21 protein-coding genes, 1 tRNA gene and 1 riboswitch are annotated in these 20733 nt (G+C 61.1%); of the genes, 10 read left to right on the top strand and 12 right to left on the bottom strand.

Annotated elements, in window-relative coordinates:
- Positions 1–15: 15 nt before the first annotated feature.
- Positions 16–126: riboswitch (TPP riboswitch) on the bottom strand.
- A 74-nt stretch (positions 127–200) separates the two neighbouring features.
- The 8 genes from CYJ17_RS03320 to dcd form a co-directional block, all read right to left on the bottom strand.
- Complete coding sequence (locus tag CYJ17_RS03320) at positions 201–470, bottom strand: DUF4235 domain-containing protein (RefSeq protein ID WP_016441870.1); 270 nt, start codon at positions 468–470, stop codon at positions 201–203.
- 68 nt (positions 471–538) lie between these two features.
- Positions 539–943 carry a monovalent cation/H(+) antiporter subunit G gene (mnhG, locus tag CYJ17_RS03315; RefSeq protein WP_087069994.1) on the bottom strand — a complete coding sequence of 135 codons (405 nt, stop codon included), beginning with the start codon at positions 941–943 and terminating at the stop codon, positions 539–541.
- Positions 940–1383: a monovalent cation/H+ antiporter complex subunit F gene (locus CYJ17_RS03310; RefSeq protein ID WP_087069995.1), complete on the bottom strand. Its 444-nt coding sequence runs from the start codon at positions 1381–1383 to the stop codon at positions 940–942. Before CYJ17_RS03310 ends, mnhG begins: the two co-directional genes overlap by 4 nt.
- Positions 1380–2015, bottom strand: coding sequence for a Na+/H+ antiporter subunit E (locus tag CYJ17_RS03305; protein ID WP_087069996.1), 636 nt, complete (start codon positions 2013–2015; stop codon positions 1380–1382). The genes CYJ17_RS03310 and CYJ17_RS03305 overlap by 4 nt, the downstream gene beginning before the upstream one ends.
- Positions 2012–3775 carry a Na+/H+ antiporter subunit D gene (locus tag CYJ17_RS03300; protein WP_087069997.1) on the bottom strand — a complete coding sequence of 588 codons (1764 nt, stop codon included), beginning with the start codon at positions 3773–3775 and terminating at the stop codon, positions 2012–2014. Before CYJ17_RS03300 ends, CYJ17_RS03305 begins: the two co-directional genes overlap by 4 nt.
- Positions 3772–4428: a Na(+)/H(+) antiporter subunit C gene (locus tag CYJ17_RS03295; protein ID WP_101595254.1), complete on the bottom strand. Its 657-nt coding sequence runs from the start codon at positions 4426–4428 to the stop codon at positions 3772–3774. The genes CYJ17_RS03300 and CYJ17_RS03295 overlap by 4 nt, the downstream gene beginning before the upstream one ends.
- Positions 4425–7550: a Na+/H+ antiporter subunit A gene (locus CYJ17_RS03290; protein ID WP_234984418.1), complete on the bottom strand. Its 3126-nt coding sequence runs from the start codon at positions 7548–7550 to the stop codon at positions 4425–4427. The genes CYJ17_RS03295 and CYJ17_RS03290 overlap by 4 nt, the downstream gene beginning before the upstream one ends.
- Before the next feature lie 324 nt (positions 7551–7874).
- Positions 7875–8474: a dCTP deaminase gene (gene dcd, locus CYJ17_RS03285; RefSeq protein ID WP_087069999.1), complete on the bottom strand. Its 600-nt coding sequence runs from the start codon at positions 8472–8474 to the stop codon at positions 7875–7877.
- Between the two features lie 196 nt (positions 8475–8670).
- Between dcd and CYJ17_RS03280 the strand changes: the two genes are divergently transcribed.
- The 4 genes from CYJ17_RS03280 to CYJ17_RS03265 all read left to right on the top strand — a co-directional run bounded on the left by CYJ17_RS03280 (position 8671) and on the right by CYJ17_RS03265 (position 10215).
- Positions 8671–8744 (top strand) — tRNA-Gly (locus tag CYJ17_RS03280).
- A 92-nt stretch (positions 8745–8836) separates the two neighbouring features.
- Positions 8837–9097, top strand: a complete 261-nt coding sequence (locus tag CYJ17_RS03275; protein ID WP_200807159.1) for an AbrB/MazE/SpoVT family DNA-binding domain-containing protein — start codon at positions 8837–8839, stop codon at positions 9095–9097.
- A 105-nt stretch (positions 9098–9202) separates the two neighbouring features.
- On the top strand, positions 9203–9445 hold the full coding sequence (locus CYJ17_RS03270; RefSeq protein WP_016441879.1) for a type II toxin-antitoxin system Phd/YefM family antitoxin: 243 nt from the start codon (positions 9203–9205) through the stop codon (positions 9443–9445).
- 170 nt (positions 9446–9615) lie between these two features.
- Positions 9616–10215: a hypothetical protein gene (locus tag CYJ17_RS03265; RefSeq protein ID WP_087070001.1), complete on the top strand. Its 600-nt coding sequence runs from the start codon at positions 9616–9618 to the stop codon at positions 10213–10215.
- Between the two features lie 47 nt (positions 10216–10262).
- Here CYJ17_RS03265 and CYJ17_RS03260 read toward each other — a convergent pair whose 3' ends face one another.
- Complete coding sequence (locus tag CYJ17_RS03260) at positions 10263–10634, bottom strand: hypothetical protein (protein WP_143231807.1); 372 nt, start codon at positions 10632–10634, stop codon at positions 10263–10265.
- A 220-nt stretch (positions 10635–10854) separates the two neighbouring features.
- On the opposite strand from CYJ17_RS03260, the gene CYJ17_RS03255 reads away from it, so the two are divergent.
- The 6 genes from CYJ17_RS03255 to CYJ17_RS03230 all read left to right on the top strand — a co-directional run bounded on the left by CYJ17_RS03255 (position 10855) and on the right by CYJ17_RS03230 (position 17097).
- The gene (locus tag CYJ17_RS03255) at positions 10855–11208 is read left to right on the top strand and encodes a hypothetical protein (protein WP_087070003.1); all 354 of its coding nucleotides are present in this window, start codon (positions 10855–10857) and stop codon (positions 11206–11208) included.
- A complete protein-coding gene (locus CYJ17_RS03250; protein ID WP_087070004.1) occupies positions 11183–11815 on the top strand; it encodes a nucleotidyl transferase AbiEii/AbiGii toxin family protein in 633 nt (210 codons plus the stop codon). The genes CYJ17_RS03255 and CYJ17_RS03250 overlap by 26 nt, the downstream gene beginning before the upstream one ends.
- Positions 11816–12002: 187 nt before the next feature.
- Positions 12003–15362 carry a Rib/alpha-like domain-containing protein gene (locus CYJ17_RS03245; RefSeq protein ID WP_087070005.1) on the top strand — a complete coding sequence of 1120 codons (3360 nt, stop codon included), beginning with the start codon at positions 12003–12005 and terminating at the stop codon, positions 15360–15362.
- 173 nt (positions 15363–15535) lie between these two features.
- Complete coding sequence (locus CYJ17_RS03240; RefSeq protein ID WP_143231808.1) at positions 15536–15919, top strand: hypothetical protein; 384 nt, start codon at positions 15536–15538, stop codon at positions 15917–15919.
- Between the two features lie 42 nt (positions 15920–15961).
- Positions 15962–16195 (top strand): hypothetical protein, encoded by a 234-nt coding sequence (locus CYJ17_RS03235; protein ID WP_219619195.1) that lies wholly within the window; start codon positions 15962–15964, stop codon positions 16193–16195.
- Positions 16192–17097 carry a hypothetical protein gene (locus CYJ17_RS03230; RefSeq protein WP_087070008.1) on the top strand — a complete coding sequence of 302 codons (906 nt, stop codon included), beginning with the start codon at positions 16192–16194 and terminating at the stop codon, positions 17095–17097. Before CYJ17_RS03235 ends, CYJ17_RS03230 begins: the two co-directional genes overlap by 4 nt.
- Positions 17098–17119: 22 nt before the next feature.
- Here the strand turns inward: CYJ17_RS03230 and CYJ17_RS03225 are convergent, their stop codons facing one another.
- The 3 genes from CYJ17_RS03225 to CYJ17_RS03215 are packed head-to-tail and all read right to left on the bottom strand — an operon-like array spanning position 17120 to position 20689.
- Entirely contained in the window at positions 17120–18580 is a 1461-nt protein-coding gene (locus tag CYJ17_RS03225; RefSeq protein ID WP_101657596.1) for a DUF4232 domain-containing protein, read from the bottom strand.
- A gap of 52 nt (positions 18581–18632) precedes the next feature.
- Positions 18633–19208, bottom strand: coding sequence for an anthranilate synthase component II (locus tag CYJ17_RS03220; protein ID WP_087070010.1), 576 nt, complete (start codon positions 19206–19208; stop codon positions 18633–18635).
- Positions 19205–20689, bottom strand: coding sequence for an anthranilate synthase component I family protein (locus tag CYJ17_RS03215; RefSeq protein WP_087070011.1), 1485 nt, complete (start codon positions 20687–20689; stop codon positions 19205–19207). Before CYJ17_RS03215 ends, CYJ17_RS03220 begins: the two co-directional genes overlap by 4 nt.
- Positions 20690–20733: the final 44 nt, after the last annotated feature.

Below are 20733 nucleotides of genomic sequence, written 5' to 3'. Positions count from 1 at the left end.
GGGTCTCCGCGGTGCGGAGGAGAGATCTCGACTCCCTTCGCCGGTACTAACCGGAGCAGGTTCGAGGGTCTGCGTGCCGCGTGCCGGCCGCACTCTCAGCGCTGCTGCGCTCCCCTGTCGTGCCGTCCAGTCTAGTACGGAGGTCCCGTATTTTCACGCCTGCGGTCCCGAGCCGGAACCGGATCGGCGCCGCGCGAACCTTAGGCCCGGGCGCGTGCCTGCGAATCGATCACTTCGCCCTTGCCGTACCATTTGGCGGCCTGGCGCTGGGTCAGCTGGGAAACGGCCGCGGCCACCCCGGCAGACACCACCGCGAAAATCACCGCGTCCACGAGCGGCGCGTTCGGATCCTCCGAATCGGGAATCTCCCGCCCGGAAATTCCCTTCCACACCACGTCCACGATTTTATTGGCGACGATCCCCGAGAGCACCCCAACGCCCGCGCTCACAACTTTCCACCCGATATCCATAGCGTCCCTTTCTTCGCGCGGCGCGGCTCCGGCCAGATGCGGCCGGTACCCGGCACCGCCCTCGATCATTAGTGCGTGGAGGTGCTCCCCCGCGCGGAATTCTTATCCTGTCCAGAACTATTATGACTCAGCCCACGCCCGAAGCGCAGGTCCTCGCGCAATTCGTCCACAACCATGGCATCCGAATCGATGCGGCCGGTGCGGTATCCGGCGCGCGAGAGCATATGCGCGGAGATGGGCGAGGTGATGAGCTGGCAGCCGATCACGAGGAGCAGCGTCCACGTCATCGAGGGGTCACGCACCAGGCAGGCCGCGCCCAGGCAGCCCATGATCAGGGAGAGGACCTGCGGTTTTGTGGCTACGTGCAGGCGGGTCATGAGGTCCGGGTATCGGAACATGCCGATGGCGGCCACGAAAGTGAGGGTTGCGCTGGCCAGCATGAGCGCGGCGCCGATAATATCCCAGGGGCTCACGGCCGGGCTCCTTCCTGCGCGCCCGCGGTATCCGGTTGCGGAAGGCGAGCGGTATCCGGTTGCGCACGGCCCGCGGCGGGCGGCTCGCGGTCCGGATCGTGGGCGGGGCTTTCGTCTTCTTCTTCGTCGGTTGTTTCGCGTTCGTTCGCCTTTTCGAGGCGCCGCATTTCCTTCGGGTCGTTTTGGTCCACGGGCCGGATGAAACGCGCCACGGCCACGGATCCGAGGAAACCAACAATGGCGACGACGACGAATACCGCCAGCAAATCCGCTCGCCGAGTCACCGCCGCGAGCAGGCAGAGCGCCCCCACCATAATCGAAGTGATGACATCGAGCGCCCCCACCCGGTCAAGGACCGTGGGGCCTTTGACGATGCGAACCGTCACCAGCAGCGCGGAGATGGTCAGCAGCACCCCGCAGATCACCATCACAATAATCACCGTTCACCTCCGGAACTATCGGGAGCGAAGGGAACGGGCAAACGCCCGGCCTTGGGGCTGGAGCCGGGCACGAATCCGGCCTGCACCAGCTCGCTGCGGGAGGCGAAAGCGCGCAGCACCCGCTCCTCCAGGTCGAGTACCGATTGGTGCGCCGCGCTCACTCCCCCGGCCATGCCCACGTCAAAGACATGCACATAGAGGGTGCCCGTGGCGGCGTCGGTATCGATGACGAGCGAGCCGGGCACCAGGGTGGACATCCCGGCGGTAATCGCCAGGTAGGCATCGGAGTGGGAGCGCAGTCGCACGCGGATCACCGCGCCGCGGGGGGTGGCGCGCCGCAGAATAAACCAGGCTTGCTGCCAGGAGGCATGCACGAGGTCACGCACGAAAATCGCAACCAGCCGGATCACGCCCCAGATCCGGAACCGCCCGTCGAAAGACGCGGTGGGGAAAGGCGCCACTTCAGTCACGAGGAGGGCGAGGGCAAAACCGGCCACAATATTGGCGGCGCTCACCTGCCCCCACAGCAGCACCCACACAATGGTCAGCCACACCAGCACCCCCAGGGAGGCGCTCGGGAAACGGCCTTCGCGCCGGGTGACCAGGCGGATTGCTTCACTATCGCGACTCATTGCTCACCTCCGGAAACTGTGGGAACGGGCGTGGGACCTTGCGCGGGAACCGCCGCGGGCGCAGGTGTGTGGAACGACGGCGCACCGCTCGGCACGGGTGCACCGGTCGGCACCAGTGTGGCCGCGGGCGTGGGGCTCGGGGAGCGCAGCAGGCGCGGACTCTCCTTCGGTTCGGGGGTTTGGGTGAAGGTGCCGGTATCCGGGGTGGAATCCTCGTGGGGTACCACGGTTTCTTCATCCACCTCCGGGGAAATCCCGGTACCGCGATCCCAGTCGGGAAGCACCGCGCTGATATAGGGGGTGCGGGCTTCCAGCTCGGCGGCGGCACCGTCGGTAAACGAGCGCAGCGGCGCGGCCGCGAAGGTAATACCCAGCATGACCGCGATGAGCCCGGAGGCGGAAATCACCATGCCGCTCGGGTAGGTGGTGGAGGGCAGCTCCGCCGGAGCCTCCTGCCAGAAAGCCATATTCCAGGCGCGGATCACGGCGTAAAGCGTGAGGAGCGAGGTGACCAGGCCGGCCGCAATAAGCACCCAGTCAATCGGGGTTCCGCGCGCGGCACTCGCTTCCAGCAGCCCCACTTTGCCGAGGAATCCGGATAGCGGCGGGATACCGCCCAGGGAGAGCGCGGGAAGGAAATAGAGAATCGCAACCACGGGGGCCGCGCGCATAATGGAGCCGAGCCGCACGAGCGACGTCGTTCCTGCCACCCAACCGATGAGGCCCACCACCAAGAAGAGCGCGGTTTGCACCACGATATGGTGCACGGCGTAGAAAATCGTGGAAGAAAGCCCGGCTTCGGTGGAGATGGCGATACCCCAGATGAGGTAGCCGATATGGCTGACCAGGGTGAAGGAAAGCAGGCGTTTAATATTTTCCTGCGCGATCGCGCCGAGGATACCGATGAGCATGGTGGCCACCGCGAAGCCGGCGAGGATATCGTCCAGGCGCCCGCCCGGGAAGAGCAGCACCTGGGTGCGGATAATCGCGTACACGCCCACTTTGGTGAGCAGGCCGGCGAATACCGCCGTGACCGGGCCGGATGCGGTGGGATAGGAGTCGGGTAGCCAGGCGGCCAGCGGGAAAATCGCGGCTTTCAGGCCGAAGGCCACGAGGAAGAGGATCTGGAGGACCATGCGCATTCCCGGATCCACCTGCGGGAGTTTAACGGCCAGGTCAGCCAGGTTCACGCTGCCCACCGCGGCGTAGGTGAGGCCGAGCGCGGTGAGGAAGATGAGGGAGGAGACCATGGAGACGATCACGTAAACCGAGCCGGAGCGCATGCGTTCGGCCGTGCCGCCCATGGTGAGGAGCACGAAGGAGGCGGCCAGCAGAATCTCAAAGCCGACGTACATATTGAACAGATCGCCGGTGAGGAAGGCATCGGAGACCCCGGCGGAGAGGATCATGAAGGCCGGGTAGTACACCGAGGTGGGCGCGCCGCGTTCGCCGTCTGCTACGCCCTGGAAAACCGAATACACCAGCACGATGAGGGTCACCGTAACCGAGGTGGTGAGCATGATGGTGGAGAGCCGGTCGGCCACCAGGGAAATACCCACGGGCGCCGCCCAATTGCCCACGTCCAGGGTGATGGGGCCGCGCGCGGAAACAAAGAGCAGAATGACCGCCACCACGAGGACGATGGAGAGCATCCCCACCGCGGTCCAGGCCTGCACGCGGCGCCGGCGCGGAATCGCCAGGAGCACCCCGGCGGCCAGCAGAGGCAGCACAATGGGAACGGCCAGCAGCCAGGAAATCATCGCCGCGCACCTCCCGCATTGCCGTTGCGCCCCGCGGTTCCGGTGCCGCGCGGGTGCCCGTTGCGCCCCGCGTTCCTACCGTTCGCACCGTTCACGCCGTTCCCCAGCGAGCCGTCCACGCCGTGGGTGGCATTCGGGTTGGCCACGTAGCGGTGCCGGCGGCGCTTGGGATGCCGGCGGTTCCAGCGGCCCAGGCGCCCGAAACGCGGGGCCGGGGTATCGGTTTCGTCGCGGAATTCCGCGGAGGTTTCCTGCAAGTCTGTTCCCACTTCGGATCGCTGGCTGCTTTCTTCCAGTTGCTGGCGTACGGCGACGGCGCGATCCTCCACGTCGTCGCGCACTTCGTCATCATCGCGCAGCTGCCAGGTGCGGTAGGCCATGGCCAGCAGGAAGCCGGTGGTGGCCAAGGTAATCACGATGGCGGTGAGCATCATGGCCATGACCAGCGGATCCGCCCACAGTTCCGGCGAGCCGTTGCCGATAAAGGGCGGGTTGCCGGTGCGGCCGCCCGCGATGAGGAAAAGAATATTGACGCCATTGGAAAGGCAACCCAGCCCGAGGATGACCCGCGAGAGGGAGCGCTCCAAAATAAGGTAGACGCCTACCGCAACGAAAACCCCGCACATGAGGATGAGGGCGAGAGATACGCTCATTGCTGCTCTCCTTCCGTTGCTGCATCGCGCTGTTCGGCGGCCATAGCCAGGCGCTCGGCTTCCTGTTGCGGGGAGGTGCGCTCGCTGAGGCCGGCCTGGGATTCCATTTCTTCGCGCAGATTCTGGCGGGCGTCGTGGGAGGGCTCGATGCGAATATCGGCATCCCACACGCCTTCTTCCATTTCCCCGTGCCGGTCAATTTCCGCGCCGAGGGACCGCAGAATCTCGGCGACCAGGCCAACAACCGCGATATAGACGCCGGTGTCAAAGATGAGCGCCGTCGTAAAATGAACGTCCCCAAAAATCGGAAGTACCATATCGATTTTCGCGGTTTGCAGCGGGCTACCACCCAAGAGGATCGGGGCGAGCGAGGAAAGAGTGGCCAGGCCCAACCCGGTTCCCAGCAGGTGGGCAGGGAGGATGGGGAGGGTGGCGCCCAGTTCGAAACGCCCGCCGGCCAGGTAGCGCAAGGTCAACGCGATGCCGGCCAGCAGCCCGCCGGCGAAGCCCCCGCCCGGCATATTGTGCCCGGCGAAGAGGAAGAAGAGCGAAATAATGAGGATAGTGTGGAAGACCAGGCGGGTGCCGATTTGCAGCATCATCGGGCGGGAGGCCACGCCCGGGCGGTTCGCGGAGGCGAGCCAGACCCGGTTGCGCCCCGAACGCCGCGCTTCTTCTTCCGCGCGCACCGAGTTGCGCACGTATTCCGCCGGGTCCTCGCCCAGGCGGCGCCAGCGTTGCGCCCGTTCGCTTTTCGCGCCGAGGATATTGCGCAGCCGGTCTGTGCCGCCGAAACGGTCGCGTACGAAGAGGAGGGAGGCGATGCCGACGGCGCAGACCACCAGCACGGAGGTCTCGCCCATGGTGTCCCACGCCCGGATATCCACGAGGGTGACATTGACGATATTGCGCCCGTACCCGAAGCGGAAACCTTCGTCGGCGAAGAGCTCCGAAATCGGGGCGTGGGTGCGCACCCCGGCCGCCAGGTAGGCGAGCCCCGCGAAAAGCAGCCCCATGATGGCCGCGAAAACAATGCGGAAGCGCTGGGTGCCTTTGGTGCGGCGGGAAGAGAAGTAGGAGGGCAGGCGGCGCAGCACCAGCACGAAGACAACGAGGGTGAGAGTTTCGGAAAGCACCTGGGTGAGAGCCAAGTCCGGCGCCCCGTAGATCTCGTAGGTGAGGGCCACGGCGTAGCCGCCGATTCCCATGAGAATCACGGCTTTGAGGCGGTGGCGGGAAGCCGCAGCGAGCAGCACGCCCAGGCAGCCAACCACGGCCACCGCGGCCTGCGCCCAGCTATCGAAGAGCCGCGGCACCACCAGGGTGCCCACCGGGTTGGTGAGCAGCGCGATTCCCACGGTAATGAGCAGGAACCAGAAAATGGTGAGGAGGTAGGTGGGAAGCGAACCGGATTGGGTGCGGGCGGTGACGGTCATGGAGAAACGTTCGGTGCCCGAAACGATGCGCTGGTAGGCTTCCTCGGCGCTGGTGCGGATGGCGTGGCGCTGGGTGAAGGCGGAAATGCGGTGGCGCTGCCAGAAGAGGAGGCAGCCGGCCGCGAGGATGGCGAGGGTCACCAGGAAGGGCCCGTTGAAGCCGGACCACAGGTGCAGGTGGCCCTGGTAGGGGGCTAGTACCGGGTATTGGGCCAGGTACTGCTCCAGGAAGGTGCTGATGGGCGTGGTTGCGAGCCCGGCCACCAGGCCCGCCGTCGCCAAAATACCCACGGGCCAGATCATGACCGCGGAAACGTCACGCACCTCGGTATCTTCCACGCGCGGTTTGCGCATGAACGCACCCCACCAGAAACGCAGGCCGTAAGCCACCGTGAGCGCCGAACCCACCGCGATGAGCACGAGCACCGCAATATCGGTGGCGCTCCCGCCCCACAGCGCACCAAGTGCCCCTTCTTTCGCCACGAAAGCCGCGAAGGGCGGGAAGCCCATCATGGAGGCATCCGCCATCCCCGCAAAAGTGGCAACCGCGGGCATATTGCGGCCCACATTGGATAGTTCGCGCAGGTCACGGGTGCCGGTGCACACGTCCACGATGCCCACGGAAAGGAAGAGCGCGGATTTGAAGAGGGAGTGGGCCAGCAGCAGCATGAGCCCGGCCAGCAGCATCGCGGAATCCCCGTAGCCAACGAACAGAATAATGAGCCCGAGCTGGGAAACCGTGCCGAAAGCGGTCACCAATTTGATATCGGTTTGTTTGAGGGCCCGGTAGCCGCCTAGCAGCACCGTGTAGGAGGCGAGGATGATCACCATCCAGTGCCAGGCCGGGTTATGCGCGAAACCGGGGGCCAGGCGCGCCACCAGGTACACCCCGGCTTTGACCATCGCCGCGGCGTGCAGGTAGGCGGAGACCGGCGTGGGCGCGGCCATGGCGGCCGGCAGCCAGAAATGGAAAGGCACCAGGGCGGATTTGGAGAACGCCCCGATAAGTACAAGTACGACGGCGCTCGTAAGCAGCGCGGAATTCCCCGGGGAGATTGTTGCTTCGTGGGAAGCCACCACGAGCTCGTGCAGCGAGAAGGACCCCCCGGTCATGACGCCGAGCATGGTAATTCCGCCCAGCATGGCCAGCCCTCCGGCCGTGGTCACAATAATGGCCTGGAAGGCCGCGCGCCGCGAGGATTGGCGGTCGGAATAGTGGCCGATGAGGAGGAAGGAAAAGACTGTGGTGAGTTCCCAGTAAATATAGAGGGCGATGGTGTTATCCGTGGTGACCAGGCCGAGCATCGCGCCGGCGAAAGCCACGAAGATCGCGCCGAAGCGGCCCAGGTAGGAGGCATCGCGTTTGAAATACCGGGCCGAGTAGAAGAGCACCGCCGCGCCCACGCCGGTGGCGATGAGGGCGAGGAGCAGGCCGAGGGCATCGATGCGGATATCGAGGTCCATGCCCAGTTGGGGTACCCAGGTGAGGGACTGCTGGTAAACATCACCGCGGAGGATGCGGGGAATGAAGCTGAGAAGCCAGAGGAAGGTGCCAGCCGGGAGGAGGGCGAGGATTGCGAAGCCGAAACGCCCGCGCTGCATCACGAGCGGTGCACACAGTGCCCCCACCGCAAATAGCAGGAGCACATATGCCACGGCAGCCTCCGTCCCTTCGACCTTTGCCATGCACGCGGGGTGCGCTACGTGTTCTACGTGCGCCGCGTGCCGAACATACGCCACGGAGCCCCTCCGCGGGTGACCTGGCGCGATGCAGCTGGTAGGTGCGGGCGCCGGTTTCTTAGGCGGTGGAGCTCGTTGTTAACGCATGGAACATCATTACAGTAGCGAAAATATGCGGGAGTGTCCCGTGTTTCCGCTCTCGATGAGACCGCGCGGCCGGGCTTGCTTTGGGAGCGCGAGCCTTGCTAAGGCTGGCGCGCTTCGGGCACGGTTTGCTGGGTGCGGGGCGCTCCGGGCGGTGCGCCAGGTGCGTTGTACTAAGGCTGGAGTTTAGTTACCGGCTTCCGGGTAGTGGGTCACGTCGATACGGTGGAAGTTAAGGTGGGAGCGCGAGGCCGTGGGGCCGCGCTGGCCCTGGTAGCGCGAACCGCTTGCGCCAGCGCCGTAGGGGTTATTGGCCGCCGAGGAAAGCTGGAAGAAGCAGAACTGGCCCACTTTCATGCCCGGGTAGAGCTTGATCGGCATCGTTGCCGTATTGGACAGCTCGAGGGTCACATGCCCGGAGAAGCCCGGGTCGATGAATCCGGCGGTGGAATGGGTGAGGAGTCCCAGGCGCCCGAGGGAGGATTTTCCTTCCAGGCGAGCTGCGACGTCGTTCCCCAAGGTGACCTGCTCAAAAGTGGAGCCGAGCACGAACTCTCCCGGGTGTAAAACGAATTCGCCGTCGGCCGGGACTTCTACCAGGCGCGTGAGGTCGGATTGGTCCGCGGCCGGGTCGATGACCGGGTATTTGTGGTTATCGAAGAGACGGAAGAAGCGGTCGAGGTGAATATCGATGGAGGAGGGTTGCACCATCGCCGGATCCCAGGGGTGCAGGGCGATGCGGCCCTCGCTCACGGAGCGCAAAATATCAACATCGGAAAGTAACACGCCTAGATTCTGACACGCGCGCGCGGGTGGGCGCTACCCGCGCGGCGGTCTGTGGAGGAATTCGCGGGCGCTGCCGTGCCGCAAGCACTAAGCCGCGGGCGCGCTTTGCGCTGGCGGGGATGGCACGCTAGGATAATCACCTAGTGATTCTTTCGCGCCTGCGGTTCCGCCGCTTGCGTGAGGTTTCACCGCTCTCGCGGGCGTAGTTCATCGGTAGAATGGCAGCTTCCCAAGCTGCAGAGGCGGGTTCGATTCCCGTCGCCCGCTCCAGTTTTCGGGCAGCGAGTCCGGCCACACATCAATATCTCACCCACTAAAATCGCAACCATCAGCACTACACCCACATCCAAGGAGGGATGACGGTGACTAATGAATTCGCAGAATCTGCCAAAGTGAAGGCGAAGGGACGCGTAACCATCCCGAAGTCGGTGCGCAAGCGGCTGGGCATCAACAAAGGAGACCGCATTGCCTTCGTCGTAGACGGCAGCGACGTGCGCGTGATCAACTCCGCCCGCTATGCATTGTCAGTGCTCCAAACTGGGTTAGCGGGCGAAGCGAAACGTTTGAGCCTCGATTCCGAAGAAGCCGTGAACGATCTGGTAGCGAGTATTAGAAACAGTTAGTCAGGCGGGCTAACTCTCGCCAAAACCGACACCCAACCCCCTTCAAATTAGGCTATATTCAACCTAGGATATGTTGTATATTCTTCTTGGAAGGGGAGGTAAGCCATGAATGTCAATACGAATACCTTGGTACCAATTTCGGAAGCGAATCAGAATTTCTCGAAGGTTGCGCGATTGGTAGACGAGTATGGCTCAGCCGTTATTTTGAAAAATAATCGCCCTCGTTACATCATCACAGAATTCGCTAAGGCGGATGAAATCACAGAGCCGGACGATGCCGAGCTCGCGAAGGTCTCAGCCGCGCTCATCAGAAAAAATGCGCGCGTATATGAGGAACTGGCGAAGTGAAGTACCTCGGCGTGCCCGCCAAAGACCTTTCTCACCACAACCCCAACCGCTAAAATTCATCGGTGGCCGCGCACTGCGGGCCCACGCTGCGGGCCCGAGCTGCACGGCGCCGGCGTCAGTCACGCCAAGCGCGGCAACGATTCGAAAACAGGCAGAAAAGGGACAAGCGTATGGATGAGGAGAAGGCCATCGGCACTGAACAGCCGCGCGGGAAGCGGCGCGGCTGGCTGCCGCTATCCGAAACGCTCTCGCTGATTTCGGTGGTTATCGCGGTGGCCGTGCTCGGCTTGAATATTTACGACCGCCACGAAGCGATCAAAGCCGAGCAATTCTCCCAGGCCAACCAGGCTTTCACCCAAAATAAGATCACCGTGGAGGAACACCGCACCGACACCGGGAAAATCGGCCGGCAGATCACCTCGAGTTTCCATAACGCCTCCCCCAACCCGGTTTTCGACCTCACGCTCGCACTGCCGGCCCCGCTCGACGGCCTCACCGTCTCCGCCGACCACTATCACGAATTCCGGCAAACCGCCGCCGGGTACGAAATCACGTTCCCCACGCTCCCGCCAAAAGAAAAAGCCGAATACGTGGACACCTACGGCGACGCCCTTTTCGGCGACCGGCCCCCGCGCACCGTCATCAACGAAAACTTCCGTTTCTGTTTCACGGACGTCAACGACCAGCGTTGGCTCGCCGACCATCGCGGCGCCCAGCGCATTTCGTCAACAACACAGTGCATTCCCGATAAGAACGACGACGCCGCCTAGCCCGCCGCCAGTACACGCGGCTGTGGGAGGCCGGCCCACGCGGCCGGCTAACCAGCAACTCTGGAAGACTCTTCTATCTTGAGCGTGTACATCGTCGAAAAAACGGTGAGCGACAGCACCAGCAGCACGATCAGGCACACCCCGGCCACCGGCAGCAGAATCATGCGGTCTACGGACTTCACCACGAAAGGCAGGGCCGCCACCGCTCCGAATAATACAATGAGGCCAATAATGGCTCCTTTCTTGAGGCGATAGCTGAGATAGATATCGCTCCCCGCCGCCGCGGAGAAAGATACGGGATTGCTCTTGAGGGGAACCAACGTTCGCACCTGAGCAACGCAGGCGCCGTCGCCCACCTCAAAAACATTATCGCGTTCAGGAAGTAGTACCTCCGGGCATTTCTTTCCATTCACACTCAAATAATGGCGGCTCCTATCATCGAAGAAGGACCACCGCCTTTTCACATGTAGCCGTGCCATAACCCGCACCTCCTCGTGCCTACATAACCTCGCTCCTACATAACGCTGTTACGCATAATTTTATCGCATTTATTCCGCGCGGCGTTCAATTTAATTGCTCCACTGTGGCCGGCGGCGCTCTTCCCCTCTAGGATGGAGGAAGAACCGGGAAGGAGGCCACATGCGCGATATTGCACCGTATTCACAACGCAAGCATTATGAACTGCCCTCTTCTCTGGATGTGCTTCGCGGCCCCGGCATGGGCGGCACGCTTTATCTCGACCACTCGATCATCTGGGCACCGAATTCCCAGACGATCCATCTTGAAAGCAACGGCCTCATCAAGCGCGGTTATACAGCATTGATCAACGAGGGCACCACAGAACAGCAGGAACGCTGGCTAAATCGGGAACTCCTCCTGCAGGTCTGGCCAACACTTAGCTTGCCGTGGCGCGTCTACGAGATGTGGGAATCAAAATTCCCGGAACTGCCCGAGAATCGGATCTTCCATGGAAAATCTCGAATTTCAGCGTAAACTCACCCGCCTCATCCTCTCGAAGATCGAAAAGTACGGCTTCGTTCTGTGCGGCTCGGGAGCACTACGCGAGCACGGAGTCATTACGCGCCCCACCGAAGATATTGACCTTTTTACCGTCCAGAAGCATGCGGATACGTTCCCGCTGGCGTACCAGAAGGTAGTGGAAACGTGTATCGAATACGGCTTCAAGGTTGCGACGACGCACGCAAGCGGCCAGTACGCCAACCTGGTCATCTCCGACGGAGATAACGTTTTATCCATCGATATGGGTGTTGATTGGCGTGGCTTCCCTCCAGCCACGTTAAACATCGGTCCAGTTCTGGCGGAGGAAGACGCCGCGGGCAGCAAAGTCGCCGCACTGTATTCCCGCGCAGAATCTCGTGATTATTTGGATGTGGATTCACTTCGCCGCAGCGGCCGCTATACCGACGATCAGCTCATCACCCTCGCCAAGGAAAGCGATCTCGGATTCGACATGGGATTCTTTATTCAGCGCTTAGAAGCCTGCGCTTACGTGGACTTCGACGAGGTAGCCCAGTACGGCATCTCCGAAGAAGAATTTCCGCTGTCCAGGAACGCTACGCCCAGTGGTATACAACCCTGAACAGGTAAAGCGGCACCCACCCCTCCCCGTTACCCACACATTCACCAGCAAGAAAAGACCTGGTCATACGTCACAGGGAATCGGTTTTCAACCCTCTGACCTGCGGATTAGAATAATGATACGAATTCCCTATTCAAATCAATGTTGTATTCATTGTTCAACGATTGGGAAATAAGGAAGGGATCTCGTGACCTCTTTTCGTAAGATAGCGGGTGCCACCCTGGCGGCCACCCTTATATTCTTCGGCGGCACTCCCGCGCTCGCCGACCCAGCTTCCCCCGCGGGAGCTCCAAGCTCCGAACAAGCCAATTCCGCAAAGTTCGGCGGCGCCATCGCAAAGAACTTCTTCTTAGTCAATGGACTGACCGAGGCTGAGGTGATTGACTCCGTCAAGGCTCAGCTCACCAAGAACAACCTGAACCCCGATGAGTACGAGTTCACGGTAAAGAACCTCAACGAAGCCAACGCTAACTCGTACGGCCCGAAGCGTAAAGATCGCGTTAAGGACGTACCGGTTATCGTGGCCAAGAAGGGGACTCCGGAAACCTTCGACACCTACAACGTCAAGGTTTTCTACTACGCTCCGCCTTTCGCGTTCCGGGAGGAAAACCCGGATCCCCAAAAGGGCGCCCCTCAAAATCAAAGCACCCATAATGCGGGCAAAGTAACTGTTGCCGACCCGAATAGCTACACCCTGTCCGCGGATCAGCAGACAAAGATCGTTGACGCTTTCCTCAAGAACAACCCAGCTCTCGGACTCACCCGTGATCAGGTCACCGTGGATGATCAAGGAAAGCTCACTATTGCCAACAAAGCCGGTGAAGACGGGTTTAGCGTCGTCGTTCCCAGCAGCGAATCCGTGAGCGTTATCGGGAAGGTTCCCAATATTCTGGTCTTCTTGGATCCGTCCACGAATACAAACCAGAACAAACTGAAGTCCACTCCCGTTCCTCCGGTAACAGTTACGCTGAAAGCCGATGACTACAGCAAGGGTAAGCTCTGGGGAACTAACGCCCCGGGCCAGGGCGAGGCGTGGTCAGCCGCGAAACAGCTTTCCGGGTTCGACCTCAAGCTCGCCGGTAATACCGCCGTTATCTCCGGTCAGTATGACGCTGGTATCTCCAACTCGATTGGCGGTAAGCGTTTTATCGGAATCCGTACGGACAAAGCCGAAGATATGCGCTACACCCAGTCCTTCTCGAACCTGTTCAAGGTCCGCGTTCTCCCCACGAAGCAGGACACTCTCATCCGCAGCTTGGATACCGACGCGCCTTTCACCCCTGAGGATGTGAAGGGGCTTATCGATGTGGATTACGGCAAGCTCGGAATTCTTAAGTACGGCGACGACGCGGGACTTTCTAAGCAGGATGTTCACAACGAGGTCAAGGGTAAAATCACCAAGAATATTGAGGTTCCCGGGATCAGTCACGAACCCGGCACCCAGGAATTCCCCGGCACGCTCACAACCGACCTTGGCGCGGTCTCCCCGAAGCTGACCGCTACCATCATTTACTACACGTCCAAGATTTCTGAGACAGCAGTAACTGACCCGAATAACCTGACGCCCGGCGAACAGGATGCCATCAAGGCTAAGGTCAAGGAACTCAACCAGCTCAAGGACACGGACAAAGTCACGGTGGACAAGGAAGGCAATGTCACGATTGTCTTCAACCGCAACGGCAAGGATCTCGGCACCAAGACCTTCAAGGCGCCGCTCGTCACGCCTTCATATCCGGATTCCAGTGGCAAGTCCGGTTCCACGGTTGAGGTTCCGATCTCCACGCCGGAAGGCTTCACTTTCCCGGACGGTTCCACGTTTAAGGTCGACGGCGAAGCTCCTGCTGGACTCACCGTTGGCAACGACGGCAAGATTACCTACCAGATCCCCGAGGATAAGGAGACCGGCGATGTGACGGGCACTGTGCTCGTGACGATTCCCGGCCAGCCCGATCCGGTGAAGGTTCCCTTCAAGATCACTGTCACCAAGCCGAAGATGGCAGAGAAGATTACCTTGAAGGATCCCGATATCACCGGAGTCGTTGACCTCAATAAACTCACGCCCGAGGAAAAAACCAAGGTTAGCGATGCCATCAAGGCCAAGAACCCGGATCTGCCTACGGATGCTGAGATCACTGTCTCCGACAATGGAACTGCGACCGTGACCTACAAGGACGGTTCCTCAACTACCTTCACTCCGGACAAGACGGTTCGCCAGCTCAAGGACAACGAAAAGACCAAGATCAACGACCCCGAAATCACCGGCGTCGTTGACGTCAATAAGCTGACCGATCCCGAACGCGAGCAAGTCAAGAAGGCCGTCGAGAAGAAGAACCCGGATCTTCCTACTGGCACTACGATCACCGTCTCAGAAAACGGCACGGTCACCGTGACCTTCCCTGATGATTCCACGACGCAGATTCCTGCTGAGAAGACGGTTCGTCAGCTCAAGGACAACGAGAAGATCACTCTCAAGGATCCTGAAGTAACCGGCGTGGTTGACCCGAATAACCTCACCCCCGAGGAACAGGACCAGGTGAAGGACAAGGCTAAGAAGGCCAACCCGGATCTCCCGGAGAACACCCAGGTCACCGTCGGCAAGGACGGCACCGTAACAGTCACGTTCCCGGACGGTTCCGAGACCCAAATCCCGGCCGACAAGACTGTCCGCAAGCTCAAGGACAACGAGAAGATCACTCTCGAGGATCCTGAGCTCACCGGAGTTGTCGATGTCAATAAGCTGACCGATCCCGAACGCGAGCAGGTCAAGAAGGCCGTCGAAAAGGAGAACCCGAACCTCCCTGAAGGAACCACGATCACCGTCTCCGAAAACGGCACGGTCACCGTGACCTTCCCGGACAAGTCGACGACCACGATCACTCCGGACAAGACGGTTCGCCAGCTCAAGGACAACGAGAAGATCACCCTCAAGGATCCCGAGCTCACTGGAGTTGTGGACCTGACCAACCTCACCGATCCGGAACGTGAGCAGGTCAAGGACAAGGTCAAGAAGGCCAACCCGGATCTCCCGGAGAACACCCAGGTCACCGTCGGCAAGGACGGCACCGTGACCGTCACCTTCCCGGATGGCTCCGAGACCCAGATCCCGGCCGACAAGACAGTCCGTAAACTCAAGGACAACGAGAAGATCAAGATCAATGACCCTGAGCTCACCGGAGTTGTGGACCTGACCAACCTCACCCCCGAGGAACAGGACCAGGTGAAGGATAAGGTCAAGAAGGCCAACCCGGATCTCCCGGAGAACACCCAGGTGACAGTTGGTAAGGACGGTACCGTGACCGTCACCTTCCCCGACGGCTCTACGAGCCAAATCCCGGCTGACAAGACCGTCAAGCTGCTCACCCCGGCCGGTAACGGTGATGCCGACAAGGGCAATAAGGGTGACAAGCCGGACGCTTCCAAGCCCGTCAAGGTCAAGAAGGTCAAGAAGCTGCAGCACACCGGTGCTGATGTGACGCTTGGGCTCTTGGCTGCGGCCGCCGCGGTGGCTGCCGGTGGGGCCCTGGCTGCTGGGCGTCGTCGCCGCTAAAAGAGTTTCGGGAACGTGATCTCGCACGATCACGCCGAAACAACAACTAATGCTCCCCGGGAGTGGCCGAAACATCGACCGTTCTCGGGGAGCGTTGCATTCACACCCGTCTCCGCACCCGCACCCGCATCGACAAAATATCTCAATGAGGAGGTTTCGCTACCATGCATATCGTGGCTCGCTACGGATCGCTCGCCAGTTCTTTCGTTTTGCTCGCAATGTGCCTCGGGGCCCTGGTTCTCAACCTGACGGACACCTGGCACTTCACGCCCGGGACCGCCACGCCCGCGGTTTTTGTGGCTGCCACGGTGGTGCTGGCCACCGCTGGCATCGGCTGCACGTACCGGCTTGCCGGCTGGACTCGGGCAAGCATCGCCTACGCATTATGCGCGGCCGTGCTCTCCGTGGGCGTTATTTCGTTGTGGCTCGCCAGCGGGACCGAAACTCTTAACCTCATCGGCGCCGTAGCCTGGATAGGCGGCTCCCTGGGAATATGCGCTGCCGCGCTCCGCGTCTGCCAGTCCGCTCAGCCCGGCAACTCCGCATCGCAGGCGTAATGCCACCTTGCCCACAGATGCACGTCAGCATATACTGACGATGTGATGACGAAGAAGCAGCAAGCGAGGCTAGATCCAGCGGTGATCGCGGAGAAACTGCGCGCCGCCCATTCCATGCGCGTGGAGGCTGATCGCATCACGAAGTACTACGTCGAGGAAGCGGTGCGCGCGGGCATGTTCTGGAGCGATATCGGCCGTTGCCTGGAGGTAACCAAGCAATCAGCCCATCGCAAATACGCGGCGGGGCTGCCGCGCGACCTAAGGAACCCGTCATGAAACTGCCTTCCCGAGCCGCTCTCCGGCTCATCCAGAATTCCGACTTCGAAGCGCGCCGCGCCTGGCGGGAAGAGATCAGCCTCGTCGATGTTTTCCTTGCGATACTCTCCTGCGGGGGCAGCGCCAGCCGCGTCTGCGCCCGCGCCGGCCTCACGCTACGCGTTGCACGTGAGCACGCTAACCAGCTCCACGCGGAACGCCTCGAAGAATTTGGGTTACCGCCCGTGCCCTTGCGTGAACGCACCTACGCTGAGGTTCATGATGACACCACCGAGATCTCCACGCCCGGGGATCTGCAAAAATTCCTCAGTGGGAAATTCCCAGGCAATGATTACCACTGCGGCGTGGCCGTCCGTTTGCTCCGCGATGAGGCTTCCTGCCGCGCGATTGTGGAACGTGCTGGAATCAACATTGAGCAGCTCATCGCCACGCTTGAGATAGCCGAACCCCTCACCCAGCCACGCCGTATCAAGCGCACTGCACAGCTGCGGATCTACCTACCCACCAACGCCCGTAAAATCCGTGAATGCGCAGCTTCTGCGGAATTCGCCGTCGAGAATTTCAACAATGCCGCCCGTCCCCGCTGGAGGCTGCGCTACATGGGGTCAGAAGGCCAGCCCACAGTATGGGAGCTTTCTGAACTGCCCCGACTGTCCGGGGCGCGTAAACCGGCACAAGATGATAGTCGTTTCATGCCGCAATTCCACCGTTTCACTCTGCTCGCAGAAGACGATCCGGAAGCCGCATCTAGTGCTACCGGCGAAGGCTGCTTTGTCACGCTCACACAGAGCATTGGTAAATCCGGCCTATTATCACGAATTTTCTTCCGGATTCTTCTGGGTGCGGTAATTATCGCTTTTCCGGCTAATTACCTCGCCGATTGGGTAGCTCAGTCCGAGTAACGCACCAATGAGAATGATTACGTTAGTGCCAGGCCCCTACCCGGATGGGCAGCGTAATATCGCCGTCGAACCACGTCTCCTCGCCTTTCCGCGCGGGTACGGGGATCACTTCACCACCGGGACTCAGTTGGAGCCCTAAGAGCTGCTGCTCGCCAGCATCCCCGGAGTTACTTACCCGCCACTCAATCTCCATCGTGGCACTGTCCCCCGGAGGAAGCTCAACTCCACGTTCATAGGCGCTGGAGTCCGCTCCGGTGATTTCCGTGGTTCTGAGCTCGGTGGTCGTAAGCTCGGTGCCGGGAAGGCTATCGCTCTGGCTTCCCGCATCAGAGAGCCACACCCCGGCCATGCCCCGCACCGAGCACGCGGTCGCGCCGCGATTGGTGAGCGTGATTCGCACCTGCCGCGCACCAAGAGCACCATCCACCGAGCTCCGGCTCATATCCACCTGCTCGGACGTACACGGCGCCGAAATTGCGCCCGAGCGCGGATCTCGTGTAGACCTGGACGGCACTCCAGAAACAGGCGAAGGTTCCGGCACGGGCGAAACCTCCCCCGTAGGCGTAGTTTGCGGTACGGACGCCCCAGAAGAATCCCGGGAATCTTCCACTTCTCGCGGGAACGTTACCGACTCGCCCTTCATAAAGCTGCGATCCGCCGGCGAAGGAAGCAGCCACCAGCCTAAAGCGGAAAGCACCACCGCCGCGGCGGTGACGCCCAAGCTAAGTTTCAGGAGAAAACCCGGTGATCCGCCAGCATCTCCGGCCGCATTTTCGGCTGCCTTACCGACTTCTGTCCGGCAGTTTTCACGCGCAAAAACAAGACCACCCAGCATCACCCCACAAGAAACGATAACCACAATGATCAAGCCCAGGGGCCCCGCGGTGACCAGGCTAGGAGCCATCAACACGCCCGCGCCAGCCCCGGCCACAGCCACCGCTCCGCCGTTCATCCACGCCGCGCGGCAGGCACCTGTTCCCACCGCGAGGGTAAGGGAAAAGAGCATTCCCGTTCCGAACCCGAGCAGCCCCACCCCGGCCACGGCTCCCTCAGGCACACCACCGAAGAGCGCGGCCAGGCTTCCGAGTATTGCCACCGCCACGACCGCGAGCGTGCCCAGCACTTCCACCGCTATCGCCAGGTAACGTACCTGCTTGCGCGGGCCGCGGGCACCGCCAAACTTACTCGAAGCTCGCGGCAGTGAACGCCCCAGAGCAATCCAAGCACCTATCCCCGCCGCGATCCCGGCCAGGATAATAAGCAAATAATCCCAAGGAAAAGGAGCTACCCGGCACTGCCGTGTCGCATTCCAGCTACACCACGCGCCATCTGCGTACGAGTTCAGCACCAGGGACTGACGCACAGTCCACACAACAGCCACCCAGGAAAGCACCAGAACGGCAGCCGCGCCGAGCCCGCGAGCTCGCCATAGTGGCCGCTCAGGCGTGGGGAGCTGCGCGGGTGCAGACGCGTCGTTAGTCATGCCGCGATTCTAGTGCGCGTCGTCGTACCACGATAAGGGTACGACGACGCAGCTACCGGCAACGCGCGAGGAAATTCTTCATGATCGTGCGCCCGCAGGGGGTGAGGATCGATTCGGGATGGAATTGCACCCCGAAGACGGGGAAGCGGCGGTGCTCCACCGCCATGACCTCCCCATCCCCCACGCAGCGCGAAGTCACCGCCAGATCATCGCCCAGGGTATCGTCGCGCACCGCGAGGGAATGGTAGCGGGCCACCATTTCTTCATCCGCGCATCCCGCGAAGAGGGTGCTGGAGGTATCCATGCGGGCCGGGCGGGCGATGCCGTGCACCACCTCCGCCGCGTAGGTCACGGTAGCGCCGAAGGCCTCGCAGATCGCCTGGTGGCCCAGGCACACCCCGAGGATGGGGGATTTTCCGGCCAGCTGCTCCACCAGCGGCATGGACACACCGGCGTCGCGGGGGAAGCCCGGGCCGGGGGAAATAATAATGCCATCCGGGGCCAGCGCATCAATCTCCGCCACGCTCAGGGCATCATTACGAACCACCTTGACATCCGGGCGGAAAGATCCGACCAGCTGCACCAGGTTGTAGGTGAAAGAATCGTAGTTATCAATGATGAGGATCATGAGCATTCCTCCAACTGGGCGGCGTCGTGCAAAGCTTCCAGGACGGCCGCGGCCTTATTTAGGGTTTCTTGGTATTCGGTGGCGGCAACGGAATCTTGGACGATACCCGCGCCGCTGCGCGCGTAGACCGTGTTCCCGATCTTGTAGGCGATGCGGATACCGATGCAGGTATCGAGGTTCCCGGAAAAATCGAGGTAGCCGATGGCCCCGCCATAAATACCACGTTTATTGCCTTCAAGATCGTTAATGAGCTGGCAGGCGCGAATCTTCGGCGCCCCGCTCAAGGTACCCGCGGGCAGAATCGAAGCAACGGCATCCAGGGCATCGCACTCGGGGCGAATTTTCCCACTCACCGTGGAACCAATATGCATGACGTGGGAGAAACGCACCACGTCATGGAAACGATCCACATTCACGGTGCCGAATTGCGCCAGGCGGCCAATATCATTACGCCCCAAATCCACGAGCATATTATGTTCGGCCAACTCCTTCGGGTCGGCCAGCAGCTCTTCTTCCAGGCGAGCATCCTCCACGGGAGTGGCCCCGCGCGGCCGCGTGCCGGCCAGCGGGAAGGTGAAGAGGGTGCCATCCTCCAATTTCACCAGGGTTTCCGGGGAGGCCCCCGCCACCTCAATATTATGCCCGCTGAAATAGAACATATGCGGGGAAGGATTAATAGTACGTAACACCCGATAAGTATCAATAAGAGACCCGGTGAATTCCGCTCGCAAGCAATTAGAGAGCACGATCTGGAAAATATCACCCTCGTGAATATAGTGCTTGGCGCGCTCCACCATCGCCACGAATTCCGCCTCGTTGAGGACCGGGGTAATTGGGCCGGTCAAGCGCCCGGTAGTATCCGCCACCGGCTCCCCGTGGAGCAGCAACTGGGCCAGTTCGCGTAATTCTTCCGTAGCCCGCGGGTATTCTTCCTCCAGGTTATCGAGACCCACCACCTTGATTAATATGATTTTTTGGCGGAAGTTATCGAAGGCAATAACGGTGTCGAAAAGCATAAGATCGACATCATTAAATCCCTCCTCGTTCGGGGCATCGAGGCGCAGGGTGGGTTCGGCATATTTCACGTAGTCATAGGAAAAATATCCCACCAGCCCGCCGGCGAAGGGCGGCATCCCCGGGATTTTCGGGCTGCGGTAGCGGGCGAGCACCTCGCGGATAGCATCCGAAGGGGAATCATAGGCGGCCGGCTGATCATTAATCCGCACCTGCCCGTCCACGGCGGTAATTTCGAGTTTCGGATCGTAGCCGAGGAACGTGTAACGCCCCCAGGTCTGATCCTGGCCGGCCGATTCGAGCATATAGACGTGATCGGAAACGTTTTTGAGGATTTTCAGAGCGGTGACGGGCGTGAGGGAATCGGAAAGAATTTCGGTGGCGACGGGAGCGGCGCGATACTCGGGCGCAACGCAGTGCTCGGTTCTGAAGGCGCTCAGCTCAGCGAGGGCAGGGTAAAACTGCATAATTATCCTTTGTGATAACAGTGCGGGGGTCTTGATTATGGGGT

The organism is Actinotignum timonense (assembly GCF_002860685.3).
Lineage (GTDB): Bacteria > Actinomycetota > Actinomycetes > Actinomycetales > Actinomycetaceae > Actinotignum > Actinotignum timonense.
The sequence above is the reverse complement of the archived record's forward strand: the minus strand, read 5'-3'. Positions and strand labels throughout refer to the sequence as shown.

Coding starts and splice junctions, on each gene's coding strand:
- CYJ17_RS03220 (WP_087070010.1), bottom strand. CDS start 19,208: ATGATCCTCATCATTGATAACTACGATTCTTTCACCTACAACCTGGTG.
- CYJ17_RS03305 (WP_087069996.1), bottom strand. CDS start 2,015: ATGAGTCGCGATAGTGAAGCAATCCGCCTGGTCACCCGGCGCGAAGGC.
- CYJ17_RS03320 (WP_016441870.1), bottom strand. CDS start 470: ATGGATATCGGGTGGAAAGTTGTGAGCGCGGGCGTTGGGGTGCTCTCG.
- CYJ17_RS03225 (WP_101657596.1), bottom strand. CDS start 18,580: ATGACTAACGACGCGTCTGCACCCGCGCAGCTCCCCACGCCTGAGCGG.
- CYJ17_RS03295 (WP_101595254.1), bottom strand. CDS start 4,428: ATGAGCGTATCTCTCGCCCTCATCCTCATGTGCGGGGTTTTCGTTGCG.
- CYJ17_RS03290 (WP_234984418.1), bottom strand. CDS start 7,550: ATGGCAAAGGTCGAAGGGACGGAGGCTGCCGTGGCATATGTGCTCCTG.
- CYJ17_RS03270 (WP_016441879.1), top strand. CDS start 9,203: ATGAATGTCAATACGAATACCTTGGTACCAATTTCGGAAGCGAATCAG.
- CYJ17_RS03255 (WP_087070003.1), top strand. CDS start 10,855: ATGCGCGATATTGCACCGTATTCACAACGCAAGCATTATGAACTGCCC.
- CYJ17_RS03230 (WP_087070008.1), top strand. CDS start 16,192: ATGAAACTGCCTTCCCGAGCCGCTCTCCGGCTCATCCAGAATTCCGAC.
- CYJ17_RS03265 (WP_087070001.1), top strand. CDS start 9,616: ATGGATGAGGAGAAGGCCATCGGCACTGAACAGCCGCGCGGGAAGCGG.
- CYJ17_RS03250 (WP_087070004.1), top strand. CDS start 11,183: ATGGAAAATCTCGAATTTCAGCGTAAACTCACCCGCCTCATCCTCTCG.
- CYJ17_RS03300 (WP_087069997.1), bottom strand. CDS start 3,775: ATGATTTCCTGGCTGCTGGCCGTTCCCATTGTGCTGCCTCTGCTGGCC.
- CYJ17_RS03215 (WP_087070011.1), bottom strand. CDS start 20,689: ATGCAGTTTTACCCTGCCCTCGCTGAGCTGAGCGCCTTCAGAACCGAG.